This is a genomic window from Streptomyces sp. NPDC042100, assembly GCF_055582325.1.
Genome location: NZ_JBVJDK010000007.1, coordinates 254,939 through 273,998, shown reverse-complemented (window position 1 = coordinate 273,998; position 19,060 = coordinate 254,939). Strand labels below are relative to the sequence as shown.

Annotated in this window: 20 protein-coding genes; 9 read left to right on the top strand and 11 right to left on the bottom strand. The window is 72.3% G+C overall.

Annotated features, from left to right (window positions below):
* The first annotated feature begins 85 nt into the window (after nt 1-85).
* The 3 genes from ACZ6J5_RS18215 (at nt 86) to ACZ6J5_RS18205 (ending at nt 2,489) form a co-directional block, all read left to right on the top strand.
* Nucleotides 86-727, top strand: coding sequence for a DUF1326 domain-containing protein (locus ACZ6J5_RS18215; protein ID WP_469392601.1), 642 nt, complete (start codon nt 86-88; stop codon nt 725-727).
* A gap of 236 nt (nt 728-963) precedes the next feature.
* Complete coding sequence (locus tag ACZ6J5_RS18210; RefSeq protein WP_469392599.1) at nt 964-1,794, top strand: thioredoxin family protein; 831 nt, start codon at nt 964-966, stop codon at nt 1,792-1,794.
* A gap of 95 nt (nt 1,795-1,889) precedes the next feature.
* A complete protein-coding gene (locus ACZ6J5_RS18205) occupies nt 1,890-2,489 on the top strand; it encodes a hypothetical protein (protein ID WP_469392597.1) in 600 nt (199 codons plus the stop codon).
* A 26-nt stretch (nt 2,490-2,515) separates the two neighbouring features.
* Here ACZ6J5_RS18205 and cynR read toward each other — a convergent pair whose 3' ends face one another.
* Nucleotides 2,516-3,421: a transcriptional regulator CynR gene (gene cynR / locus ACZ6J5_RS18200; RefSeq protein WP_469392596.1), complete on the bottom strand. Its 906-nt coding sequence runs from the start codon at nt 3,419-3,421 to the stop codon at nt 2,516-2,518.
* Between the two features lie 124 nt (nt 3,422-3,545).
* Here cynR and ACZ6J5_RS18195 point away from each other — a divergent pair, with 124 nt between their 5' ends.
* From ACZ6J5_RS18195 to ACZ6J5_RS18175, 5 genes are all read left to right on the top strand, one after another.
* Entirely contained in the window at nt 3,546-4,136 is a 591-nt protein-coding gene (locus tag ACZ6J5_RS18195) for a carbonic anhydrase (RefSeq protein ID WP_469392594.1), read from the top strand.
* A 75-nt stretch (nt 4,137-4,211) separates the two neighbouring features.
* Nucleotides 4,212-4,682, top strand: coding sequence for a cyanase (gene cynS, locus ACZ6J5_RS18190; protein WP_469392593.1), 471 nt, complete (start codon nt 4,212-4,214; stop codon nt 4,680-4,682).
* Nucleotides 4,683-4,856: 174 nt separating this feature from the next.
* Nucleotides 4,857-5,357 carry a nucleoside deaminase gene (locus ACZ6J5_RS18185; RefSeq protein WP_469392592.1) on the top strand — a complete coding sequence of 167 codons (501 nt, stop codon included), beginning with the start codon at nt 4,857-4,859 and terminating at the stop codon, nt 5,355-5,357.
* A 368-nt stretch (nt 5,358-5,725) separates the two neighbouring features.
* Complete coding sequence (locus ACZ6J5_RS18180) at nt 5,726-5,926, top strand: hypothetical protein (RefSeq protein ID WP_469392590.1); 201 nt, start codon at nt 5,726-5,728, stop codon at nt 5,924-5,926.
* 122 nt (nt 5,927-6,048) lie between these two features.
* On the top strand, nt 6,049-7,290 hold the full coding sequence (locus ACZ6J5_RS18175; RefSeq protein WP_469392588.1) for a phenylacetate--CoA ligase family protein: 1,242 nt from the start codon (nt 6,049-6,051) through the stop codon (nt 7,288-7,290).
* A gap of 195 nt (nt 7,291-7,485) precedes the next feature.
* On the opposite strand, the gene ACZ6J5_RS18170 is transcribed toward ACZ6J5_RS18175, so the two are convergent.
* The 10 genes from ACZ6J5_RS18170 to ACZ6J5_RS18125 form a co-directional block, all read right to left on the bottom strand.
* On the bottom strand, nt 7,486-8,286 hold the full coding sequence (locus ACZ6J5_RS18170; protein ID WP_469392586.1) for a hypothetical protein: 801 nt from the start codon (nt 8,284-8,286) through the stop codon (nt 7,486-7,488).
* A gap of 145 nt (nt 8,287-8,431) precedes the next feature.
* Complete coding sequence (ehuA, locus tag ACZ6J5_RS18165; RefSeq protein WP_469392585.1) at nt 8,432-9,241, bottom strand: ectoine/hydroxyectoine ABC transporter ATP-binding protein EhuA; 810 nt, start codon at nt 9,239-9,241, stop codon at nt 8,432-8,434.
* Nucleotides 9,231-9,866 carry an ectoine/hydroxyectoine ABC transporter permease subunit EhuD gene (gene ehuD, locus ACZ6J5_RS18160; protein ID WP_469392859.1) on the bottom strand — a complete coding sequence of 212 codons (636 nt, stop codon included), beginning with the start codon at nt 9,864-9,866 and terminating at the stop codon, nt 9,231-9,233. Before ehuD ends, ehuA begins: the two co-directional genes overlap by 11 nt.
* Nucleotides 9,866-10,543, bottom strand: coding sequence for an ectoine/hydroxyectoine ABC transporter permease subunit EhuC (ehuC, locus tag ACZ6J5_RS18155; protein ID WP_469392583.1), 678 nt, complete (start codon nt 10,541-10,543; stop codon nt 9,866-9,868). The genes ehuD and ehuC overlap by 1 nt, the downstream gene beginning before the upstream one ends.
* A gap of 12 nt (nt 10,544-10,555) precedes the next feature.
* Entirely contained in the window at nt 10,556-11,473 is a 918-nt protein-coding gene (gene ehuB, locus ACZ6J5_RS18150; protein WP_469392581.1) for an ectoine/hydroxyectoine ABC transporter substrate-binding protein EhuB, read from the bottom strand.
* Nucleotides 11,474-11,505: 32 nt separating this feature from the next.
* On the bottom strand, nt 11,506-12,405 hold the full coding sequence (gene thpD, locus ACZ6J5_RS18145) for an ectoine hydroxylase (RefSeq protein ID WP_469392579.1): 900 nt from the start codon (nt 12,403-12,405) through the stop codon (nt 11,506-11,508).
* Between the two features lie 80 nt (nt 12,406-12,485).
* Nucleotides 12,486-12,890 carry an ectoine synthase gene (locus ACZ6J5_RS18140; RefSeq protein ID WP_469392577.1) on the bottom strand — a complete coding sequence of 135 codons (405 nt, stop codon included), beginning with the start codon at nt 12,888-12,890 and terminating at the stop codon, nt 12,486-12,488.
* Nucleotides 12,891-12,919: 29 nt separating this feature from the next.
* Nucleotides 12,920-14,191, bottom strand: a complete 1,272-nt coding sequence (ectB, locus tag ACZ6J5_RS18135) for a diaminobutyrate--2-oxoglutarate transaminase (protein ID WP_469392575.1) — start codon at nt 14,189-14,191, stop codon at nt 12,920-12,922.
* 65 nt (nt 14,192-14,256) lie between these two features.
* Entirely contained in the window at nt 14,257-14,805 is a 549-nt protein-coding gene (gene ectA, locus ACZ6J5_RS18130; RefSeq protein ID WP_469392573.1) for a diaminobutyrate acetyltransferase, read from the bottom strand.
* Between the two features lie 317 nt (nt 14,806-15,122).
* Nucleotides 15,123-16,430 (bottom strand): YhgE/Pip domain-containing protein, encoded by a 1,308-nt coding sequence (locus ACZ6J5_RS18125; RefSeq protein WP_469392572.1) that lies wholly within the window; start codon nt 16,428-16,430, stop codon nt 15,123-15,125.
* Nucleotides 16,431-16,691: 261 nt separating this feature from the next.
* Here ACZ6J5_RS18125 and ACZ6J5_RS18120 point away from each other — a divergent pair, with 261 nt between their 5' ends.
* Entirely contained in the window at nt 16,692-19,010 is a 2,319-nt protein-coding gene (locus ACZ6J5_RS18120; protein ID WP_469392571.1) for a SpoIIE family protein phosphatase, read from the top strand.
* Nucleotides 19,011-19,060: the final 50 nt, after the last annotated feature.

Here is a 19,060-nt window from a genome sequence, read left to right as displayed (position 1 = left end):
CGGGGCGGTGCTCACCGTGGCCGATTAGAGGGGAACGAAAGTTCGCATTCGCATACCCCCTGGAGGTATGGGGAACGGCTTGATCATGGACAAGACGAACTGGCACCTGCAAGGCGAGTGGTTCGACGTCTGCAGCTGCTCGCTACCCTGCCCCTGCACCTTCGCCCAGGCACCCACGAACGGCGCCTGCCTGTTCACCCTCGTGTGGCAGATCCACGAAGGGCACTTCGAGGATCTGCGGCTCGACGGCCTCGCGGTCGTCGCGCTGGGCGAGTTCGCCGGCAACATGTGGGCGGAGAACACGGACGCGCGGATGAGCGTGATGTTCTACATCGACGCCGGGGGAACCCGTGCGCAGCGCGACGCGCTGGAAGAGATCTTCCGGGGCAACGTCGGCGGATGGCCCGGCACCTTCGGGTCACTGATCGGGGAGGTGCGCGAGGTACGGTACGCCCCGATCGCCTTCGACGCCGCCGAGGACCTGGCGTACTGGCGTGCGACCGTGTCGGACCAGGTGAGCGTGGGCGCGAAGGCACTCACCGGCCCCACCAGCGACCCGGCTCGGCGCGTCCAGCTGATCAACGCTCCGGGAGCGGAGGTCGGGCCGGGACAGGTGGCGACGTGGGGCGTCGTGCGGGCGGACCGGGCCGAGGGGTTCGAGTTCTCCCGCCCGTACCGAGGCGGGTCGAGCAAGCACTTCTCCTTCGACTGGCGGCCCGAAGCCTGACCCCACGGGTGCGGGACCGGCCCGGACGACGGGCCGTTCCCGCGCCTCGGGATCACTCGTTCACGCTCCGGACCTCATCCGCGCCTTAAGGCTTCCTGATGGGTGGCTTCAGGACGGCTTCGCGGGCGGTCTCGGCCCCTAGGCTCACGAGCGGTCAGAACGTTCGCTCTGGCCCCGCTCCGACGGCGCCGCTTCCAGGCCCCGGAGATCTCACCGGCAGAAGGGGTTGATCCGCCATGGGCGCGCATCGTCGCACTCCACGCTCGACGGCCGTACAGGGCCTCGTTCGATTCTCCGCCGTCGCCCTCACCGTCGGCGCCGCCGCCGTGGCCACCGCCTTGGGCGGACCGAAGAACGACTCGGCTCAGGACCTGGCCACGGTCGCCGTCCTCGATACACCCACCGACCACGATGACGGGAATGCCGGGGACAGGGCACCCTCGGGGGCGCCGACCGCTCCCGTCTCCCCCGCCCCCGCCTCCGCCTCCGCACCCGCCCCGGTGCCGACGCCACCGACGGCACGTCCGACCTCCGCTCCCGCCGCGCCGCCGCCCGTGGCCAAGCGAACCGTCGCGCCCAAGGCCGTGCCGCGCGCCGTCAGGACGACGCCCGTCTCGAAGCCGGCCGCCCGGGCCAAGCCCACCACCCAGAAGCGCGGTGCGGCACCCGGGTCGTCGGGCTTCACCACCGGCTACCCGACCGGCCGCGACGCCCGGGAAGCCGTCGACTCCGCGCTCGCCGCCGCCAAGGCCGACGGCAAGAAGGTACTGATCGACTTCGGCGCCAACTGGTGCGGCAACTGCAAGGCCGCCGACGAGGCGTTCGCCACGACGGGTGTGGGCGCGCTGCTCGACGCCTCGTACCACGTGGTCAAGGTGGACATCGGCGGGTCGGACTCCGCCGCCTTCAGCCTTCTGGGCGACTACTGCACCGGCGAGGACGCTTACAAGATGCCGGTGCTGGTCGTCCTCGACGGCAACGGGAAGGTCCTGACCGAGACGCACTCCACCGGCAACCCCGACCTGACCGAGGCGGGCCTCGGCGCGTTCCTGCGGAACTGGGCCTGATGGCGCTCCGCCCGCGCCGGCACGGCGGTGGCGCGACGGTCGCCGCCCTCCCCCGGGACACGAGAAAGACACCGAACGACGACATGGCCTTGAACATGACACTCCGGCACGCCGCCCACCGCCCCTCCCGTCCTTCCCGCCTCTCCCGCCCCTTTCGCGCTCACCTGGCCCGGGGCGCCGCCACCGCCCTGCTCGCGGCCGTCTCGCTGACCGCCTGCGGGCAGGGCTCCGCGCCACGGCGCCCCGCCCCGGTCACCGAGTTCAACGAGAACGGCGTGACCGTCCGGCTGAGCGTGACCGAATGGGAGTCCGCCGCCGGCACCCTGGTCGCCACGTTCACTCCGGACGACGCGGGCTTCCACCTCTACAGCACCGCACTCCCGGTGCAGGGTGTCGACGGGGTGGGGCGGCCCACCCAGGTCCGTCCCGTCGGCGCGGTCGCCCCCACGGGCACGATGACGGTGGACAAGCCGGTCAAGACCATCCGTGTCCCCGGCGTGCGCAGCGCCGTCCCCGTCTACCCCGACGGCCCCGTCACCGTCACCCTGCCGATCCGGGCGACCGCCCCGGGAGAGGCCAAGGTCCTCATCGGTTACGCGAGTTGCAGCTCGACCGAGGGCTGCACGATCCCCGTGGCCGACCGGGCCGTGGCCCTGCGCACGAGCGAGGACGGCGTGTCGTTCGACGCGCAGTGACGGCCCGGGCCGTCCGCCGCGCACCCTCACCGCCCCACGGGCGCGTACCCCCGCTCCTCCACCACCTCGCGCAGCACCCGCGCGAAGGCCCCCGCCGCCGCGCTGCGGTAGGCGTCCGCGCGGCTGAGCAGGGCCACCGTACGCGTCGGCAGCGGCGGCTCCAGAGGGACCGAGGCCAGGTGCGGGTGGTCGTGCGCGATGGCGTCGGGCAGCACCGTGGCGAGCGGCGTGCGGCGGACGATCTCGCTGAGGGCCTGGATCGAGTTGGCCTCCACCGTGACGCGCGGGCTGACGTGGTGCTCGGTGAAGTACGCGTCGATGTGACCGCGCGTCGCGAAGTCCCCGCTGAGCAGGGCGAGCTGACGCTCGGCCACCTCGATGACGGACCAGGGACGGTGGGCCGCCTCCCCGCCGCCCGTGACCAGGCTCAGGGTCTCGGTGAACAGGGGCTCCGCCTCGACCCCGGGCAGGTGCCCGCCCGCGAAGGCGATCCCCAGGTCCAGCTCGTCCGCGAGCAGGTCCGCCTCGATCCGGTCCTGCGTGGCTTCGCGGACGGTGAGCGTGAGCCCCGGATGGCGCGCGTGCAGTGCCGCGACCAGCGGCCCGACCAGGTACGCCGTGAAGGTGGGGGTCACCGCGAGGCGCAGGTGCCCGCGCGAGAGGTCCCGCACGTCGTGCAGGGCCCGCTCGGCGGCCGACAGATCGCGCAGGGCGCGTCGTGCGTGCAGGGCGTATGTCTCGCCCGCGTCGGTCAGCCGCACCGCCCGCCCCGTCCGGTCGAGCAGCTGCACCCCGAGCATCCGCTCCAGCTGCTTGACCTGCTGCGACAGCGTCGGCTGCGAGATGTGCAGCTCCTCGGCGGCGTGGGTGAAGCTGCCGTGGTCGGCGACGGCGAGCAGATAGCGCAGGTGGCGCAGTTCGGGGGAGGCCATGAGCCAGAGTATAGATCAGATCTATAAGAGTCATGGGTAGTAGGTATTGGACGCTATAGATGCAGCTCGGGCATGGTGGATCCCGTCGCCCCCACCGGGTGGCAGCGATCGAAGGGAAGTGACCATGCGAGACCTGGCCGACGGCGTCACACGGTTCCAGCGGGAGGTCTTCCCGGCCCGGGCGGACCTCTTCGCCCACCTGGCCGGGCACCACGCCCCCCACACCCTGTTCATCGGCTGCTCCGACGCCCGCGTCGGGCCCGAGCTGATCACCGGCAGCGAGCCGGGCGAGCTGTTCGTCGTCCGCACGGCCGGCAACCTCGTGCCCGCCTACACCCCCGGCGCCGACGGTGTCGCCGCGAGCATCGAGTACGCCGTCGCCGTCCTCGGCGTCCGCGAGATCGTCGTGTGCGGCCACTCCGCCTGCGGCGCCATGACGGCCCTCGCCGAGGGCCACGACCTCGGCACGGCCCCCGCCGTCGCGGGCTGGCTGCGGCACGCCGACGCCTCGCTGGCCCGGACGGCCCCCGGCACGGACGTGCCCACGCTGGTCCGCGAGAACGTCCGCGCCCAGCTCGCCAACCTGACCACCCACCCCTCGGTCGCCCGCGCCCTCGCGGACGGCTCGGTGCGGCTGCACGGCTGGGTCTTCGACATCGCCACCGGGCGGGTCGAGGAGCTGGCGGCCACGGACCGCACGCCGTCCCACGCCTGAGGGCCGGCCACCGCACTCGTACGCAACACCGCACCGCTTTCACATCACCCCGCACGAAGAGAGAAGGAACCCCTCATGGTCCACGCCCAGTTCGACCCCACCGCCCGCGAGCAGCTCGCCATCCGTGCCGTCGAGGCGAAGATCCGCAAGGACCTCACCTGGGAGCGCGTCGCGGAGGTCTCCGGCTTCTCGGTGGCGTTCACCACCGCCGCCGTGCTCGGCCAGCACGCCCTGCCGGAGGACTCGGCGAAGGCGGTCGCGGAGCTCCTCGGCCTGGACGAGGACGCGGTCCTGCTGCTGCAGACCATCCCGACCCGCGGCTCGATCCCCGGCGGCATCCCGACCGACCCGACCATCTACCGCTTCTACGAGATGCTCCAGGTCTACGGCACCACCCTCAAGGCCCTGGTCCACGAACAGTTCGGCGACGGCATCATCTCCGCGATCAACTTCAAGCTGGACGTGAAGAAGGTCGCCGACCCCGAGGGCGGCGAGCGCGCCGTCATCACCCTGGACGGCAAGTACCTGCCGACCAAGCCCTTCTGAGACCGCCCCTTCACCGCACCTCTTCCACACCTCTACCGCACCTCTCCGCCCCCTGCCGGACGAGTCCACGGGCAAGCCCCTTCCGCCCCGGACCCCGGCAGGTCCGGGGCGGGCCGCTCCCCGTACGACGGCCCGCCCCGGCCCATCCCCACCACGCCCCTGGAGGAACACGTCATGGACTTCGCACAGCGCACCATCGACCTCGCCCGGCAGAACGTCGCCGAGGGCGGCCGTCCCTTCGCCACCGTCATCGTCAAGGACGGCGAGATCCTCGCCGAGAGCCCCAACCGGGTCGCCCAGACCAACGACCCCACCGCCCACGCCGAGATCCTCGCGATCCGCGAGGCGTGCCGGAAGCTGGGCACCGAGCACCTGACCGGCGCCACGATCTACATCCTGGCGCTGCCCTGCCCGATGTGCCTGGGCGCCCTCTACTACTGCTCGCCGGACGAGGTCGTCTTCCTGACCACCCGCGACGCCTACGAGCCGCACTACGTGGACGACCGCAAGTACTTCGAACTGGACAGCTTCTACGCCGAGTTCGCCAAGGACTGGGACGAGCGGCGGATGCCGATGCGCCACGAGCCGCGCGAAGCCGCCGTGGACGTCTACCGGGCCTGGCAGGAGCGCAACGGGGGCAGCCGCCGCGTCCCGGGAGCACCGACCGCGGCCTGACCCCGGGCCCCGGCGCGCCAGGACCAGTGCCTTGTGCGCGGGGGCAGCGATGCCTGCCCTTCGAGGCGGCGGACGCTGCCTGCACACGTGCCCCGCGAGTCATGCTGGAGGGGGCACAGGCGTGGGAGTTTTCTGCGTCGTCGGTTACTGATCCCGTGCGGGAGACGGGTGTGAGGCACCTGACCGCGTCCTCGTGTCGTTTCGACAAGCGGTCAGCGGTACTTGACGGTTTTCCTTTCTCGCGCACAGCCCTCGCACTCGCCCGGCCCGTGGCCTGTGACCCGCCCGGGTCACCCGCGGTCCGGGCGGGCGAGCACGTCGTTTCGACCGACGCACCCGGACCTCTTCCACCGCATAGGAGATCGCCCATGCTCAACGGTATGCCCGAGATCACGGCGAAGCGCGCCGCGGCCCTGCTCACCTTCGGCGCCGGGCTGGCCGTGGCCACCGCCGTGGTCGCGAGCCCGGCCTCCGCGACGACGACGCAGGCGGGTTGCCGGCTCACCGCGGTCGCCCCGGCCGAGTCATCCGCGTACGCGCCCCTGTTCGTCACGCCCACCTGCCGCTGATCACCGGCGCCGCCCCGCGGTGACCGACAGACCGCCGGTGCGGCCCGCCGTGCGCTCCGCCGCGACGGGGAGCGCACGGCCCGCACCCGGGCACCCCATCCACTTCCCCAGGAGACGGTCCAGTGCAGCCCACCCTCACTGAGCAGCGCCTCATCGGCCTGGCCAGAACGCTGACCCGCGCCCGGGAGGGAAGCCCGTTCTACCGTGAGCTGATCCCGGCCGGGGAGATCCGGCCGGACAACGCCCCCGCCATCCTGCGCCGGCTGCCCCAGTTCGATCCCGACGGTTGGTCTTCGGCCCGTGCGCGGCTTCGATCCACCGCCACCGACGGCGTCGTCACCGGGTTCACCAACGGCACCTCCGGCGTCCCGAAGGCCTTCTGCTCCACCGAGGCGGAGCGGGCAGCCCTGAGGTCGAGCCGCCTGGACGACGGCCGCCGCCGTCTGCACCTGGCAGGCATCAGCCATGGGGCCGTTGTCGGGCTCGACCTGGCCGAGGAGGGCGACTTCGTTCCGCTCCTCTCGATGCGCTACGCCGACATGGCAGCCGACCTCATCGCCCACGGCGCCGCGGACGGCGCCCGCATCCGCGTCCTGGTGGGCACGACACGCCACATCAAGATCCTGACCCTGCACATGCTGGAACGCTTCGGCGACCTCTCCGCCTTCGGCATCGAGACGGTCGAGGTCGGGCGCGACTTCCTCTCCCCCACATGGGAGTCACGGCTGCGGACGTGGTGGGGAGCGGACATCGAGTGCGTCTACGGCTTCTCCGAACTGCGCATGTGCAACGCGCGCAAGTGCCGTACCTGCACCCATCACCACTTCCCTCCCTCGTGTGTCGCCGAGGTCGTCGATCCCGCCGACCCGGAACGGTACGTACCGCTCGGCGGGCGTGGCAGCCTGCTCGTGACGGCTCTCCACCCCTACGTGGAATTCGAACCCCGGATCCGCTACCGGCCCGGGGACATGGTCGAGATCGCCCCGCGCCCCTGCCCGGAGTGGGGCGAGCCGGGATTCCTCCCCCTGGGGCGCGAAGCGCACTGCGTGACGACCGGCCGGAGCGGCGGCTACCTCACTCCCGGTGACTACGTGTCCGTCCTGGCCGACCTGCCGCAGGTCGCGGTCGCCTTCGACCACCTGTACCCCGACACCGACCAGCGGCACTACGAGGCGGGGAACCCCCGCTTCAGGCTCGTCGACGGTGGCACAGGTCCCGAGGTGCACGTGGAACTCCGGTTCGATCCGCTGGTCTGGCCGCGTCAGGCCGAGGAGGTCGCCGCCACGGTGCGCGCCGCCGTCCCCGCCGATGTCCGGGTTCACCTGTACGGCCCCGACCGACTGCCCAAGCCCATTCTCGTGTGACACCTCCTCGCACCTGCGCGTCGGGATGCCGGCGGTGTCCCGAAGGGCACCGCCGGAGCCCGTTCACCCGCACCAGGCCGCGCACATTCACCTACTGCTCCGGCCCGGGATCCCCGGTGATCAGGAGCTTGGGCACGTCACACGAGGTGGCCCACCCGGAGGTCGCCGCCCCGCCGGAGCGGCGGACTCCTCTCCTCAGTCGGTGAGGTCCATGCGCAGTCGCGCCCGCGCCGTGGCGAGAAGCCCCGGCAGCGCCGAGGGCCTCGCGTCGTACTGCTGGTCGTTGACGTGGAGTTGGTAGACCTGGCCGTCCCCGCCCGCGACGAAGATCTCGGTCCGGTGGCACGGGATCTCCCGTGCCGGCCAGTGGTAGTCCATCTCCAGCCGCACGGCGGGCTTCCCGCTCTGCCGGTCCGGGTGGGGCGTGGCCTTCAGAGCCTCCATCTTCGACTCCTCCGTCCTCCGGTACCAGGCGAGTTGGCCGATGGCCGCCGATTGCGCGGTGTGCCCGTTGGTGCTGTCCCGCTTCACGCCGATCACGTAGCGGTTGTCCGGAGAGACCCAGGTGGACTGCAGGCCGGTGTCCACGTCGAGCTTCCAGCCGTCGGGTACGGCGACCTCAAGCCGGAGCGCCCTCGACCTGACGACATGCCAGCCGCGCGGCAGCGGCGGGGGTGCGGAGGCCGGGGAGGGCGAGGGGGGCGGCGGCGCCGAGTCGGGCGGGTGGGCGGGCCGGGTCCCGGTGGCGCCGGCCGACGGGGATTCCGCCGGCGGTGCGGCCTCCCCTGTCGGCCGCCCGGTCCCGGCACCGCGCCCCTCGCCTACGGAACCTCCGGGGCCGATCGTGCCCAGAAGCCCGAACACCAGGGCCGCCAGCGCGGTCACCGCGGAGACGACGGCGGCCAGCTCGGCCGCCTTCCTGGTCCTGCCGCCGCCGCGGCCCCCGGTGCCGCCGGTGCCCCCAGCGCCGTCCTCGTCGTCTGCGGGCGTCACCACGTCGCTCATCGCACCCCCCGGTCACGAACGCCGCTCCAAGCGTACGGCAGGCGCCGGAATCGGCCGGGCTGTCCGGGCGAAGGCGATGGCCTCGCGGATGCCCGGCCCGGACGGTCGCGTGGCTACCGGAGCGCCTCGGCGGCGCTCACGCGATGGTGCCGAGGAAGGCCCGGGTGCGCTCGTGCTCCGGTGCGTCGAGGAGCTGTTCCGGTGGCCCCGATTCGAGCACCCGGCCGTGGTCGAACATGAGGACGCGGTCGGAGATGTCCCGGGCGAAGCCCATCTCGTGGGTGACGCAGAGCAGGGTGATGTCGGTGTCGCGGGCTATGTCGCGCAGGACGTCGAGGACTTCGGCGACGAGTTCGGGATCGAGTGCGGAGGTGACCTCGTCCAGCAGCAGGATCTCGGGGCGCATCGCCAGGGCGCGGGCGATGGCGACGCGCTGCTGCTGGCCGCCGGAGAGCCGCGTGGGATGCGTGTCCTCCTTGGCGGCGAGGCCGACGAGGCCGAGGAGTTCGCGGGCGCGGCTGACCGCCTCGTCCCTGGGCAGCCCGAGGACGTGCAGCGGCGCCTCCACCACGTTCGCCAGCACGCTCATGTGCGGGAAGAGGTCGAAGTGCTGGAACACCATGCCGACACGCCGCCGGCGTGGCGTCAGATGGCGTTCGCTCGCCGGGACGAGCCGCCCGCCGGGGCCCGTCGGCATGTGGGAGTAGGGCTGCCCGTCGACGTGGATCATGCCGTCCGTGACCCGTTCCAGGGTCATCAGCAGGCGCAGGATGGTGGTCTTTCCCGAGCCGCTCGGGCCGATGAGGGTCACCTTCTCGCCGGGGGCGACCGCGAGGTCGAGTCCGGCGAGGACGGTGTGTTCCCCGTAGCGTTTGGTCACCCGGGTGAAGCGGACCTTGTCCGCGGGAGCGGAAGGGCCTCCCGCGGCGGTGGTGTCAGTGGGCAAGGCGGGCCTCCAGGCGGCGGACGAGCAGGGACGTGGGCCAGCTCGCGAGCAGGAAGACGGCGGCGGCCAGGGTGAGGCTCTCCAGGTAGGCGAAGTGGGTGCTGCCGAAGGTGCTCGCCTCGTGCACCATCTCGCCGACCGTGATGACCGACAGGAAGGGGGTCTCCTTGAACAGGGAGACCGCGTAGTTGCCCAGCGAGGGCAGCACCTTCCGTACGGCCTGGGGCAGGATCACGGCCCGCCACACCCGGCCGCGCGGCAGGGACAGCGCCGCGCACGCCTCCCACTGGCCCTTCGGCACGGCGTCGATGCCCGCGCGGTAGACCTCGGAGAGGTACGTGGCGTAGTGCAGCCCCAGGACCAGGACGCCCAGCGTCAGCGGGTCCAGGCCCGGCACCAGCACCCAGGCGGCGAAGAGCTGCACCATCACCGGGGTCGAGCGCACGAAGGCGGCGAGCCAGCCGACGGGCCGGGCGATCCAGCGGGCCGCGGACCGCCGCACCAGGGCGATGGCCAGTCCGGCGACCACCGCCACCGCGAAGCCGAGGACGGTGGCGAGGAGCGTGACGCCGAAGCCGGACAGCACCACGGGCAGCGCCGCGCGGGCCGCGTCCATGTCCCACATCACGCACCACCGCCTTCCTGGCCCAGGCGTACCTTCGCCGCTCGTTCCAGCGCGTTCATGCCGGCACTGAGCAGCGCCGCCACGCCGAAGTAGACGAGCAGGAGCAGCAGGTACGCGGACACGGTGGCCCCGGTCGCGGAGCGGAGCTGGTCGACGCGGAAGGTCAGCTCGGCCACGGTGACCAGGGACAGCAGCGGCGTCGACTTGAGGAGCTGGATGAGGAGGTTCTCGAAGGGCGGGAGCATGAGGACGTACGCCTGGGGCAGCACGACGCGCCGCAGGCGCTGCCCCGGCCCCATGCCGAGGGCGATCGCGGCCTCGGTCTGGGCGGCGGGCACGGCCGCGATCGAGCCGCGCACCACCTCCGCGCCGTAGGCCCCGTAGTTGAGGCCGAGGGCGAGGACCCCGCAGGCCAGGGGCTCCAGCCGGAAGCCGAGCATCGGGAGCGCGAAGAAGAGCCAGAAGAGCTGGACGTACAGCGAGGTCCCCCGCAGGAACTCGACGACGACGCGGGTGGCGGCGCGCGCGAGGAGGTACCGCGAGCGGGAGGCCAGGCCCAGGGCGAAGGCGAGGACCAGCGCGAGGGCCGCGCCGAGGCCGGTGGCCTCCAGGGTCACCAGGACGCCTTCGCCGAGGGCCGGGAGCGTCCGGCCCAGTTCGGGGAGGAAGTCGGCCATTCCCGTGTCCCGTCAGGCCGCGCAGAGATCGGCGGTGCGCAGGGTGCGGGGCGGCACCTCGCGCGCGGTGAAGCCGTACTTCCCGATCAGGCCCACGTACCGGTCGGGATCTCCCGTGATCTTCGCGAGCTCGGTGTCGAAGGCGTCGCGCAGGCTGGTGGCCCCGGGCCGGAAGACCGCGCCGCCGGGGCTGTACCGGGCGACGCCGTCGACCGTGGGCACGAACGGTTCCAGGACCCGCACGGCGGCCCCCCGGTTGGCCCGGGCGAGCCAGCGCAGCGAGATGGCGGTGAGGGCGAAGGCGTCGATCCGTCCGGCGAGCAGGGCGTCCAGGCCGTCCTGCTGCTTGGCCAGCGTCTTCACCGAGCCGTCCGGGACGCCCGCCGCCTTCGCGTACGAGGCTTCCACCGCGGCGGTGAGGACCCCCACGCGGGCGCCCTTCTCCCCGCAGGACCGGAGGTCGCTCAAGCCCTTGGGGTTGCCCTCGCGGACCATGAGCGCGGCGGGTGAGACGAACTCGGGCTCGGAGAAGATCACTTTCGCGCAGCGCTCGGGTGTGATGGCCATGCCGGCGCTGACCACGTCGAAGCGTCCGGCGAGCAGTCCCGGCACGAGGGCGCCGAACTCGGTCAGCGTGGCCCGCAGTTCCCCGACGCCGAGGGCGGTGAAGATCTCCCGGTGCAGCGTGGGCGCCTCCCCCGCGAGTTCGTCTCCGTCCTGGAAGCCGTACGGCGCCTCGCCCGCGAAGCCGATCCGGACGTGGCCCTGGCGGCGCAGCTCGGCCAGCAGGTCCGCGTCCCCTTCGGGCCCCCCGCCGCCGACGTCGGTACGGGTGCAGGCGCCGAGCAGGGCGGGGGCGGCGACCAGGGTGCCGATGCCCAGGGAACGGGTGAGGAAGCGGCGGCGGTCCAGCAGCGGGGGCCGGCTCATGGGGTCCTTTCCGGGGGACGTGCGCACGGCGGTCAGCCGATGGGCGCGGTGTCGTGGGCGGCGATGTAGGAGGGGCGGCGGACGGGAGCGGCGAAGGGCAGTTCGGGCGCGTTCTCGACGCTGTTGAAGACCAGGAACACGTTGCTGCGGGGGAAGGGGGTGATGTTGTCGCCGGATCCGTGCAGGGCGTTGCAGTCGAACCAGACCGCGGAGCCGGCGTCGCCGGTGACGTGCTCGATCCCGCACGCTTCGGCGAAGGTGCCGAGCGCCTTGCGCGAGGGGATGCCCGCGTCCTGCATCCGCAGGGAGCGCTTGTAGTTGTCCCTGGGCGTCTCGCCGGCGCAGCCGAGGAAGGTGCGGTGCGAGCCCGGCATGATCATGAGGCTGCCGTTGGTGGTGAAGTTCGGGGTCAGGGCGATCGACACCGACACGGCCCGCATCCGGGCCAGCCCGTCCTCGGCGTGCCAGGTCTCGAAGTCCGAGTGCCAGTAGAAGCCGCTGGCGCCGAAGCCCGGCTTCACGTTGATCCGGGACTGGTGGATGTAGACGTCGGAACCGAGGATCTGCCGGGCGCGGTCCACGAGCCTCGGGTCGGCGGCCAGCCGGGCGAACACCTCGCTGATCCGGTGCACTTCGAAGACCGAGCGGATCTCCCGCGAGCGCGGCTCGACGATCGCGCGCTCGTCCTCCCGTACGCGGGGGTCGCCGACGAGCCGGTCGAGTTCGGCGCGCAGCCCGCCCACCTCCTCCGGGGTCACCAGGGCGTCGACGGCGAAGAAGCCGTCGCGCTCGTACTCCTCCAGCTCGCGCGGCCAGAAGGGGCCGGGGGTGCCGGGCTCGGACCAGACGACCGGCTCCTTGCGGTCGACGAGGGCCTCCTCGGAGCCGCGGGTGGGGTACGGGTCGACGGGGCGGGCGGGAGCGGTGATCATCGTGGAGCCGGCCTTTCTCGTGGGGTCGGGAGGGTCGTCGGGCGCCGAGCGCCGGACGGTCAGGCGTCAGGCGTCAGGCGTCAGGCGTCGCCGGGTTCGGTGAGCAGCGGGTAGACCCCGTTCCGGTCGTGGTCCTCGCGGCCGGTGACCGGCGGGTTGAAGACGCACAGGCAGCGGAAGTCCTCCTTGACCCGCAGGGTGTGCCGCTCGTGGCCGTCGAGGAGGTACATGGTCCCGGGGACGATGGCGTACGTCGTGCCGGTCTCGTGGTCGGTCAGTTCGGCCGCGCCGGCGGTGCAGACGACCGCCTCGACGTGGTTCGCGTACCACATGGAGGTCTCGGTCCCGGCGTACAGGACGGTTTCGTGCAGGGAGAAGCCGACGCGCTCGCGGGCGAGGACGATGCGCCTGCTCTCCCAGGTGCCGGAGGCGGACCGGACGTGCCGCTCGGTGTTCTCCAGCTCGTCGAAGGTGCGGACGATCACGGGATGGGCCTTTCTCTCGTGCGGGCTGTTCAGGCGGTGTGGCGGACGGCGCGGGAGAGGATGCCGAGCCCCTCGTCCAGTTCGTCGTCGGTGGCGGTCAGCGGCGGCAGCAGCTTCACGACCTGGTCGCGCGGCCCGGACGTCTCGACCAGCAGGCCCAGTTCGAACGCCCGACGGCAGACGGCCTCGGCGCGCCCCTGGTCCGGGAACTCCAGCCCCCACACCAGGCCTCGGCCCCGGTACGACACGCCGAGCCGCTCCTGTCCCGCGGTGAGCTCGCCCAGGGCGCCCGCGAGGTGGCCGGCCCGCCGCCGGGTGCGGTCGCGCAGCGCGGTGTCCCGCCAGTAGGTGTCGAGGGCGGCGGTGGCGGTGACGAAGGCGGGGTTGTTGCCCCGGAAGGTGCCGTTGTGCTCGCCGGGCTCCCATACGTCGAGCTCGTCGCGGAACAGGCACAGGGACATGGGAAGTCCGTAGCCGCTGATGGACTTGGAGAGGGTGACGATGTCGGGGGTGACGCCGGCCTCCTCGAAGGAGAAGAAGTCGCCGGTACGCCCGCAGCCCATCTGGATGTCGTCGACGATCAGCAGCATGTCCCGTCGGCGGCACAGGTCGGCGAGGCCGCGCAGCCACTCGGCGCGGGCCACGTTGACCCCGCCCTCGCCCTGCACGGTCTCGACGATCACGGCGGCCGGGTGGTCGAGGCCGGAGCCGGTGTCCTGGAGAAGCCGCTCGAACCAGAGGAAGTCGGGGGTCCGTCCGCCGAGGTAGTGGTCGTACGGCATCTGGGTGGTGTGGGTCAGCGGTACGCCCGCCCCGGCGCGTTTGCCCGCGTTGCCGGTGAGGGCGAGGGAGCCCAGGGACATGCCGTGGAAGGCGTTGGTGAAGGAGACCACCGTCTTCCGGCCCGTCACCTTGCGGGCGAGCTTCAGCGCCGCCTCGACGGCGTTGGTGCCGGTGGGCCCGGGGAACATCACCTTGTAGGGAAGGCCACGGGGGGCCAGGACGGTCTCGTGGAAGGTCTCCAGGAAGCGCCGTTTGGCCGTCGTCGACATGTCGAGACCGTGGGTGACGCCGTCGGCCCCGAGGTAGTCGAGGAGGGGGCGTTTGAGGACGGGGTTGTTGTGGCCGTAGTTCAGCGAGCCGGCGCCGGCGAAGAAGTCGAGGAAGGGGCGGCCGTGCTCGTCGAACAGGCGGCTGCCCGTGGCCCGTTCGAACACGGTCGGCCAGGAGCGGCAGTAGCTGCGGACCTCCGACTCCACGGTCTCGAAGACGGTCGGGGCGTTCTGGGCGGCGAGTGTCATGGCGTTCTCCGGTGGTGGGGGGGGTGGGGGTGCGCGGTGTTCCCGGTGGCGGTCGCGTGGGGAGGTCAGAAGGCCAGGGGCGCGATGCGGTGCAGCACCTCGGCCTCGTGGCCGGGCGCCGGGAAGGCGCCCGCCGGGAAGAGGACCGTGCGGTCCACACGGGCACCGTGCCGCCGGGCGAAGGCGTCGAACAGGCGTTCCGAGGCCGCGTTGTCCGGCGTGATGGTCGTCTCGACGGCGTCGATCGCGTGGGTCTCGGCGACGTGGGCGCAGAGACGGTCCAGGAGCGCCCCGGCGATGCCGAGTCCCCGGTGCGGGGCGCCCACCGCCACCTGCCAGACCAGCAGCGTCCCCGGCGCGTCGGGGCGCAGGTACCCGGTCACGAAGCCCACCGGCGCGCCGTCCGCGTCACGGGCCACGGCGGAGGTCTCGGCGAAGTCGCGGCACCACAGCAGGTAGCTGTACGAGGAGTTCACGTCGAGGGTCCGCGAGTCGCGGGCGAGCCGCCACAGCCGGGCTCCGTCGGCCACCTCCGGCCGGCCGATGGTCCAGCCGGGGGGCAGGTCGGGGGGCGTCGTCCGGTCGCGTTCGGGTGCTGCGTGGGCCGTGGTCATGGGCGCCGAAGTTACCCAGCGAGATCGCGAACGTCCTGGACCGAAGGGGTTTCGCGGCGGGAGGGACTCTGCTACGCGCGAAGGGTCGGCGGGCCCCGAAATCGGCTTTCGTTCGTATCGCTGGGGTGTCAAATGATGTTTTAGCCGGGCGAATCCTCGCTCTATAACGACGAGGTAACACCTTTGCGGTGTCTCACGATCGCTATCCGAGCGTTACGGCATTGTCGATCTCGTAGACGTTTGCTCCGGCTGGGCCGGGTTAGGTATCCGCCTCGCCGACGGCGGCCCCCCGTCCGCCCTTTCCGGGCGCCGGCCCGTCAGGCGGTCCGCGCGGGGCGGGTGCCGGCGGTGTCGTCGGGCTGGGGGGTCATGCGATGCAGGCCCCGGCGGTCGTAGTAGCGGGTCATGGCGAAGCCGAACACCAGCGCCGCGACGGTGCCGATCGCGATCATGGTCCAGCCGCGTGCCAGGCCGGCGTCGGCCTGTGCGTCGAAGTACAGGATGGAGCGCACCCCGGAGCTGAGCTGGCGCATGGGCGAGAAGGCGCCGAGGAAGCGGTAGAAGCCGGGGGTGGCCTGGAGCGGCACGGTGGCGCCGGAGGAGGGCAGGGCCAGGGCGATGAACACGAACATGGAGACCAGTTGGCCGATGCTGCCGAAGGCCGCGTTGATCGCCTGGACGCCGAGGCCGACGGAGAGGATCGCGCAGTACGAGAAGAGCCAGAGCATGGGCAGGTGCGAGGCGTCCATGCCGATGACCGTGATCGTCGCCACCATGAGGAGCGTCGTGGTGAGGACGGAGATGCCCGCGGTGATGAGCATCTTCAGGGCGAGCGTCTGGCTTCGGTCGACGGGCACGGTGGGGCGGCGGGTGTGCAGGGGGCCGAGCTCGATGTCCGCGTACCCCAGCGAGGTGTCGGTGAGGGTGTGGACGATGGTGGCGCTGATGAAGCCCGCCAGGACCAGCAGCAGCGTGTAGTAGAAGGCGGTGAGGCCCAGGCCGCTGTGCGATCCGATCGGGTGGCCGACCGCCGTCACCACGCGCACCGGGTCGGCCAGGAGCAGGCGCGTGGTGGAGTCGGCGCCGGGCGCCCCGGCCACGAGCTGTTCGCCGATGTGCCGCGACGCCTCCCGGGCGGCCCGCTCGTTGAACTGCGTGGCGAGGCTCGAGCCCAGGCTGCCGGCGGCGGGGTTGGTGAGCACGCTGATCATCGGCCGGGCCTGGGCCTTGTCGGCGGCGAGGGCGGCGACGGACGCGGTGAAGTCCTTCGGGACGACCAGGGCTCCGTACACGGTGCCGCTGGAGAGCGCGTCGTTCGCCTCCGCGCGGTCGAGCCGGCGCCAGTCGATGGTGTCGCCGTTCTCCTTCGAGGCGGCGACGGCGTCGGTGAACTGCTTGCCCAGGTTCTCCCGCTGCCCGGGCAACGGGTTGCCCTGGTCCTCGTCGACGAGGGCGATCGGCAGCTTGTGCAGGCTGCCGACGGGATTGACGGTGCCGCCCATGTAGAGCAGGGACAGCAGCAGGGTCACGAGGCAGGCGAGCACGGCCGGCGCCAGCCACAGATGCGCGCTCCGCGCCAGGGCCAGGGCACGGCGTCGAGGGGAAGGAGAAGCCGGGGAGCTCATGCGCCCATCGTTCCAGCTCGACCCGGCCAGACGGATAATTGAGACAAAAAGCCGCATTCCTGGCGTGTCACGGGATGGCCGGTTCGTTCGGACGGGCCAGCGCGCCCGGCGCGCGGGCGGCGGTGACAGCGGCCTGACCGCTCTCTCCTATGTCATAGATTGCCATGTGCTGAATGTGTTTCACTATCAATTTCACACATTGGATACTTTTACCCTCTCCTGCTGGAGTCCTGGAACGGACCGCCGAGAAAGAGGACCGTGATGGCTGCTGGTGCGGACAGGACGCCCGAAGCGGGTACGGCGCCGGGCGGTCCGGAGTGGAACAGACCGGCCTTGATCGTCCTGGGCTGCGGAGTCTCCCTCGGTGTCCTGGTCCCGCTCCTGCACAACGTGACGCTGAGTCAGGCAGGCGCCGAACTCGGCATGACACACCACGAGCTGAACATCGCCCAGGTGCTGGGCGTCGTCGCGGCGATCGCCGGTCTCTTCGTGGCGGGCCGGGCCGTCGACGCGCACGGGACCCGCCGGGTCGTGCTCACCGCCCTGGCCGGAACGGTCGCCGGCGGACTGCTCCTCGTCTGCGCGACGGGCCCGTGGACGTACTGGGCAGGACGCGCCGTGGAGGTCGGTTCCGTGATGGGGCTGGTCGTCGGCTATCTCGCCTCGGTGCGCGTCCTGCACCTCGCGGGAAGGATCGGCCGGGCGATCGGCGGTGCTTTCACGGGGCTCGCGGCAGTACTGCTGCTGGGACTGCTGCTGCGCGTCGCGGCCGGGGAGGTCGGCAGCAGGGCGGCGGAGGCCGTACCGCTGATCGGGGCCGCGGGCCTGTGGTGGGCCGCGCGCCGGTCGCTCCCCCGGGACCGCCCCAGCACCCCGGTGGCGCGCGTCCTGCCCTTCTACCCGGTCGCGTCCGTCGCCTTGGTCGTCGTCGCGGGCACCCTCCAAGCGACCCCGCTGCGGGGCTGGTCGGACTTGCAGGTAGCGGTGCTGCTCGGTGTGGCCCTGCTGCTGCTGACGCTCTGCTTCCTGCCGGGCGGTCCTCGGCTGCGGCGGCTCCCGGGCAGGCTCCGGAGGTCCACCACGGGAAGCGCCCCCGAGGCCCCCGTGTTCCAGGTGGCGGTCGCCGGAGCGGTGCTGGGGTTCCTCCTGATCACTCTGGTGACCGTGGTACCCGTGCTGCTCGCCGCGCGCGGCGCGGGGCAGGCGCACAGTGCCGTAGCGCTGGGCGGCTTCTGCGTCGGCGTCTGCGCCGCGGGACTGTTCGCACGCCGGCGGGAGGTCACCGCGACCTCGGGCGCCTCACTGGGACTCACGTTCGCCGCGGTGTCGATGGCCTTCCTGACGGCGCTCCCCACCGGGCCCCTCGCCGCGACCGCGGTGGCGACCGCCCTCACCGCGCTGATGGCCTTCGGCACCGTCCTCGCGCAGGTGCCGTGCCTGGCGGGATTCCTCACCTGGGCACCGGCGCGAGCGGCCGGAGCCTGCGCCGCCGCGTATCCCGTGGCCATCGTGCTGGGAGGCTCCGCGATCACGGCCCTGCCCTACGAGACCGGGCTCTCCGCGCCGCAATGGGCGGCGGCCTTGTACGAGGTGCTGTGGATCGCCGTGACCACCACCGCCCTGGCCGCCGTGGTCCTGGGGCGCTCCGCGGTGGCGATCTCGGTCGCCTCCGCCGCCGCCGCCCAGTACTTCCTGGTGTCCATGATCGCCGACGAGCAGCACGCCCGCCGCCCCCTGTCCATGACCGCCTTCCTCACCGTCGGCGTCATCGTCGGCCTGGCCGTCTGGGCCCAGGGCAGACAGGCCGAGCGCTACGCCCGCACCCGGTCCGCGGCCGAGGCCCTCCAAGAGGCGGTCCTCCGCCCCCTGCCCTCCCGCCTGGGCACCCTCGACATCGCCGGGCTCTACCGCCCCGCCACCGACGACACCGGCGTCGGCGGCGACTTCGTCGAGGCACTTCACACCCCCTACGGCACCCGCTTCCTCATCGGGGACGTCCGGGGCAAGGGTCTGCAGGCCGTACAGACCGTCACGGACGTGCTCGGCTGCTTCCGCAGCCAGGCACACGAGACACCCGACCTGACCGAGCTGGCCGCCCGCCTCGACCGCCAGCTCCAGCGCGCCGCGACCGCGCGCGGAGACACCGAGCTCTTCGCCACCGCGCTCCTGCTGGAGCACCCGGATGGCGGCGATCACGCCCTCGCCCTCAACCACGGACACCTCGCCCCCCTGGCCCTGGCCCCCGGGGACGTCCACGAAGTCGAGCTGCCCGCCCTTCTCCCCCTGGGATTCGGCATGCTGGACGGAGAAGACCGCCCCGCCCCCACGCCCGTCCCCCTGCCGCCGGGCACCGCGCTCCTCCTGTACACGGACGGCCTGACCGAGGCCCGCGACGCCGACGGCAGGTTCTACCCGCTGGTCCGACGAGCGGCGAGGCTCCCCCTCACCGGCCCCGAAACCCTGGTCCGCCGCCTGATGGCCGACGTCATGACCTGGACACCCCGGCTCAGCGACGACATCGCCGTCATCGCCCTCACCCCCGCCACGGACCACGACACCCCTCGCGACCCGGCCCGCTGACGGGCGCCTTCTCCCACCACCCCGGCACCCTCGGCCTCCTCGCCGACGTC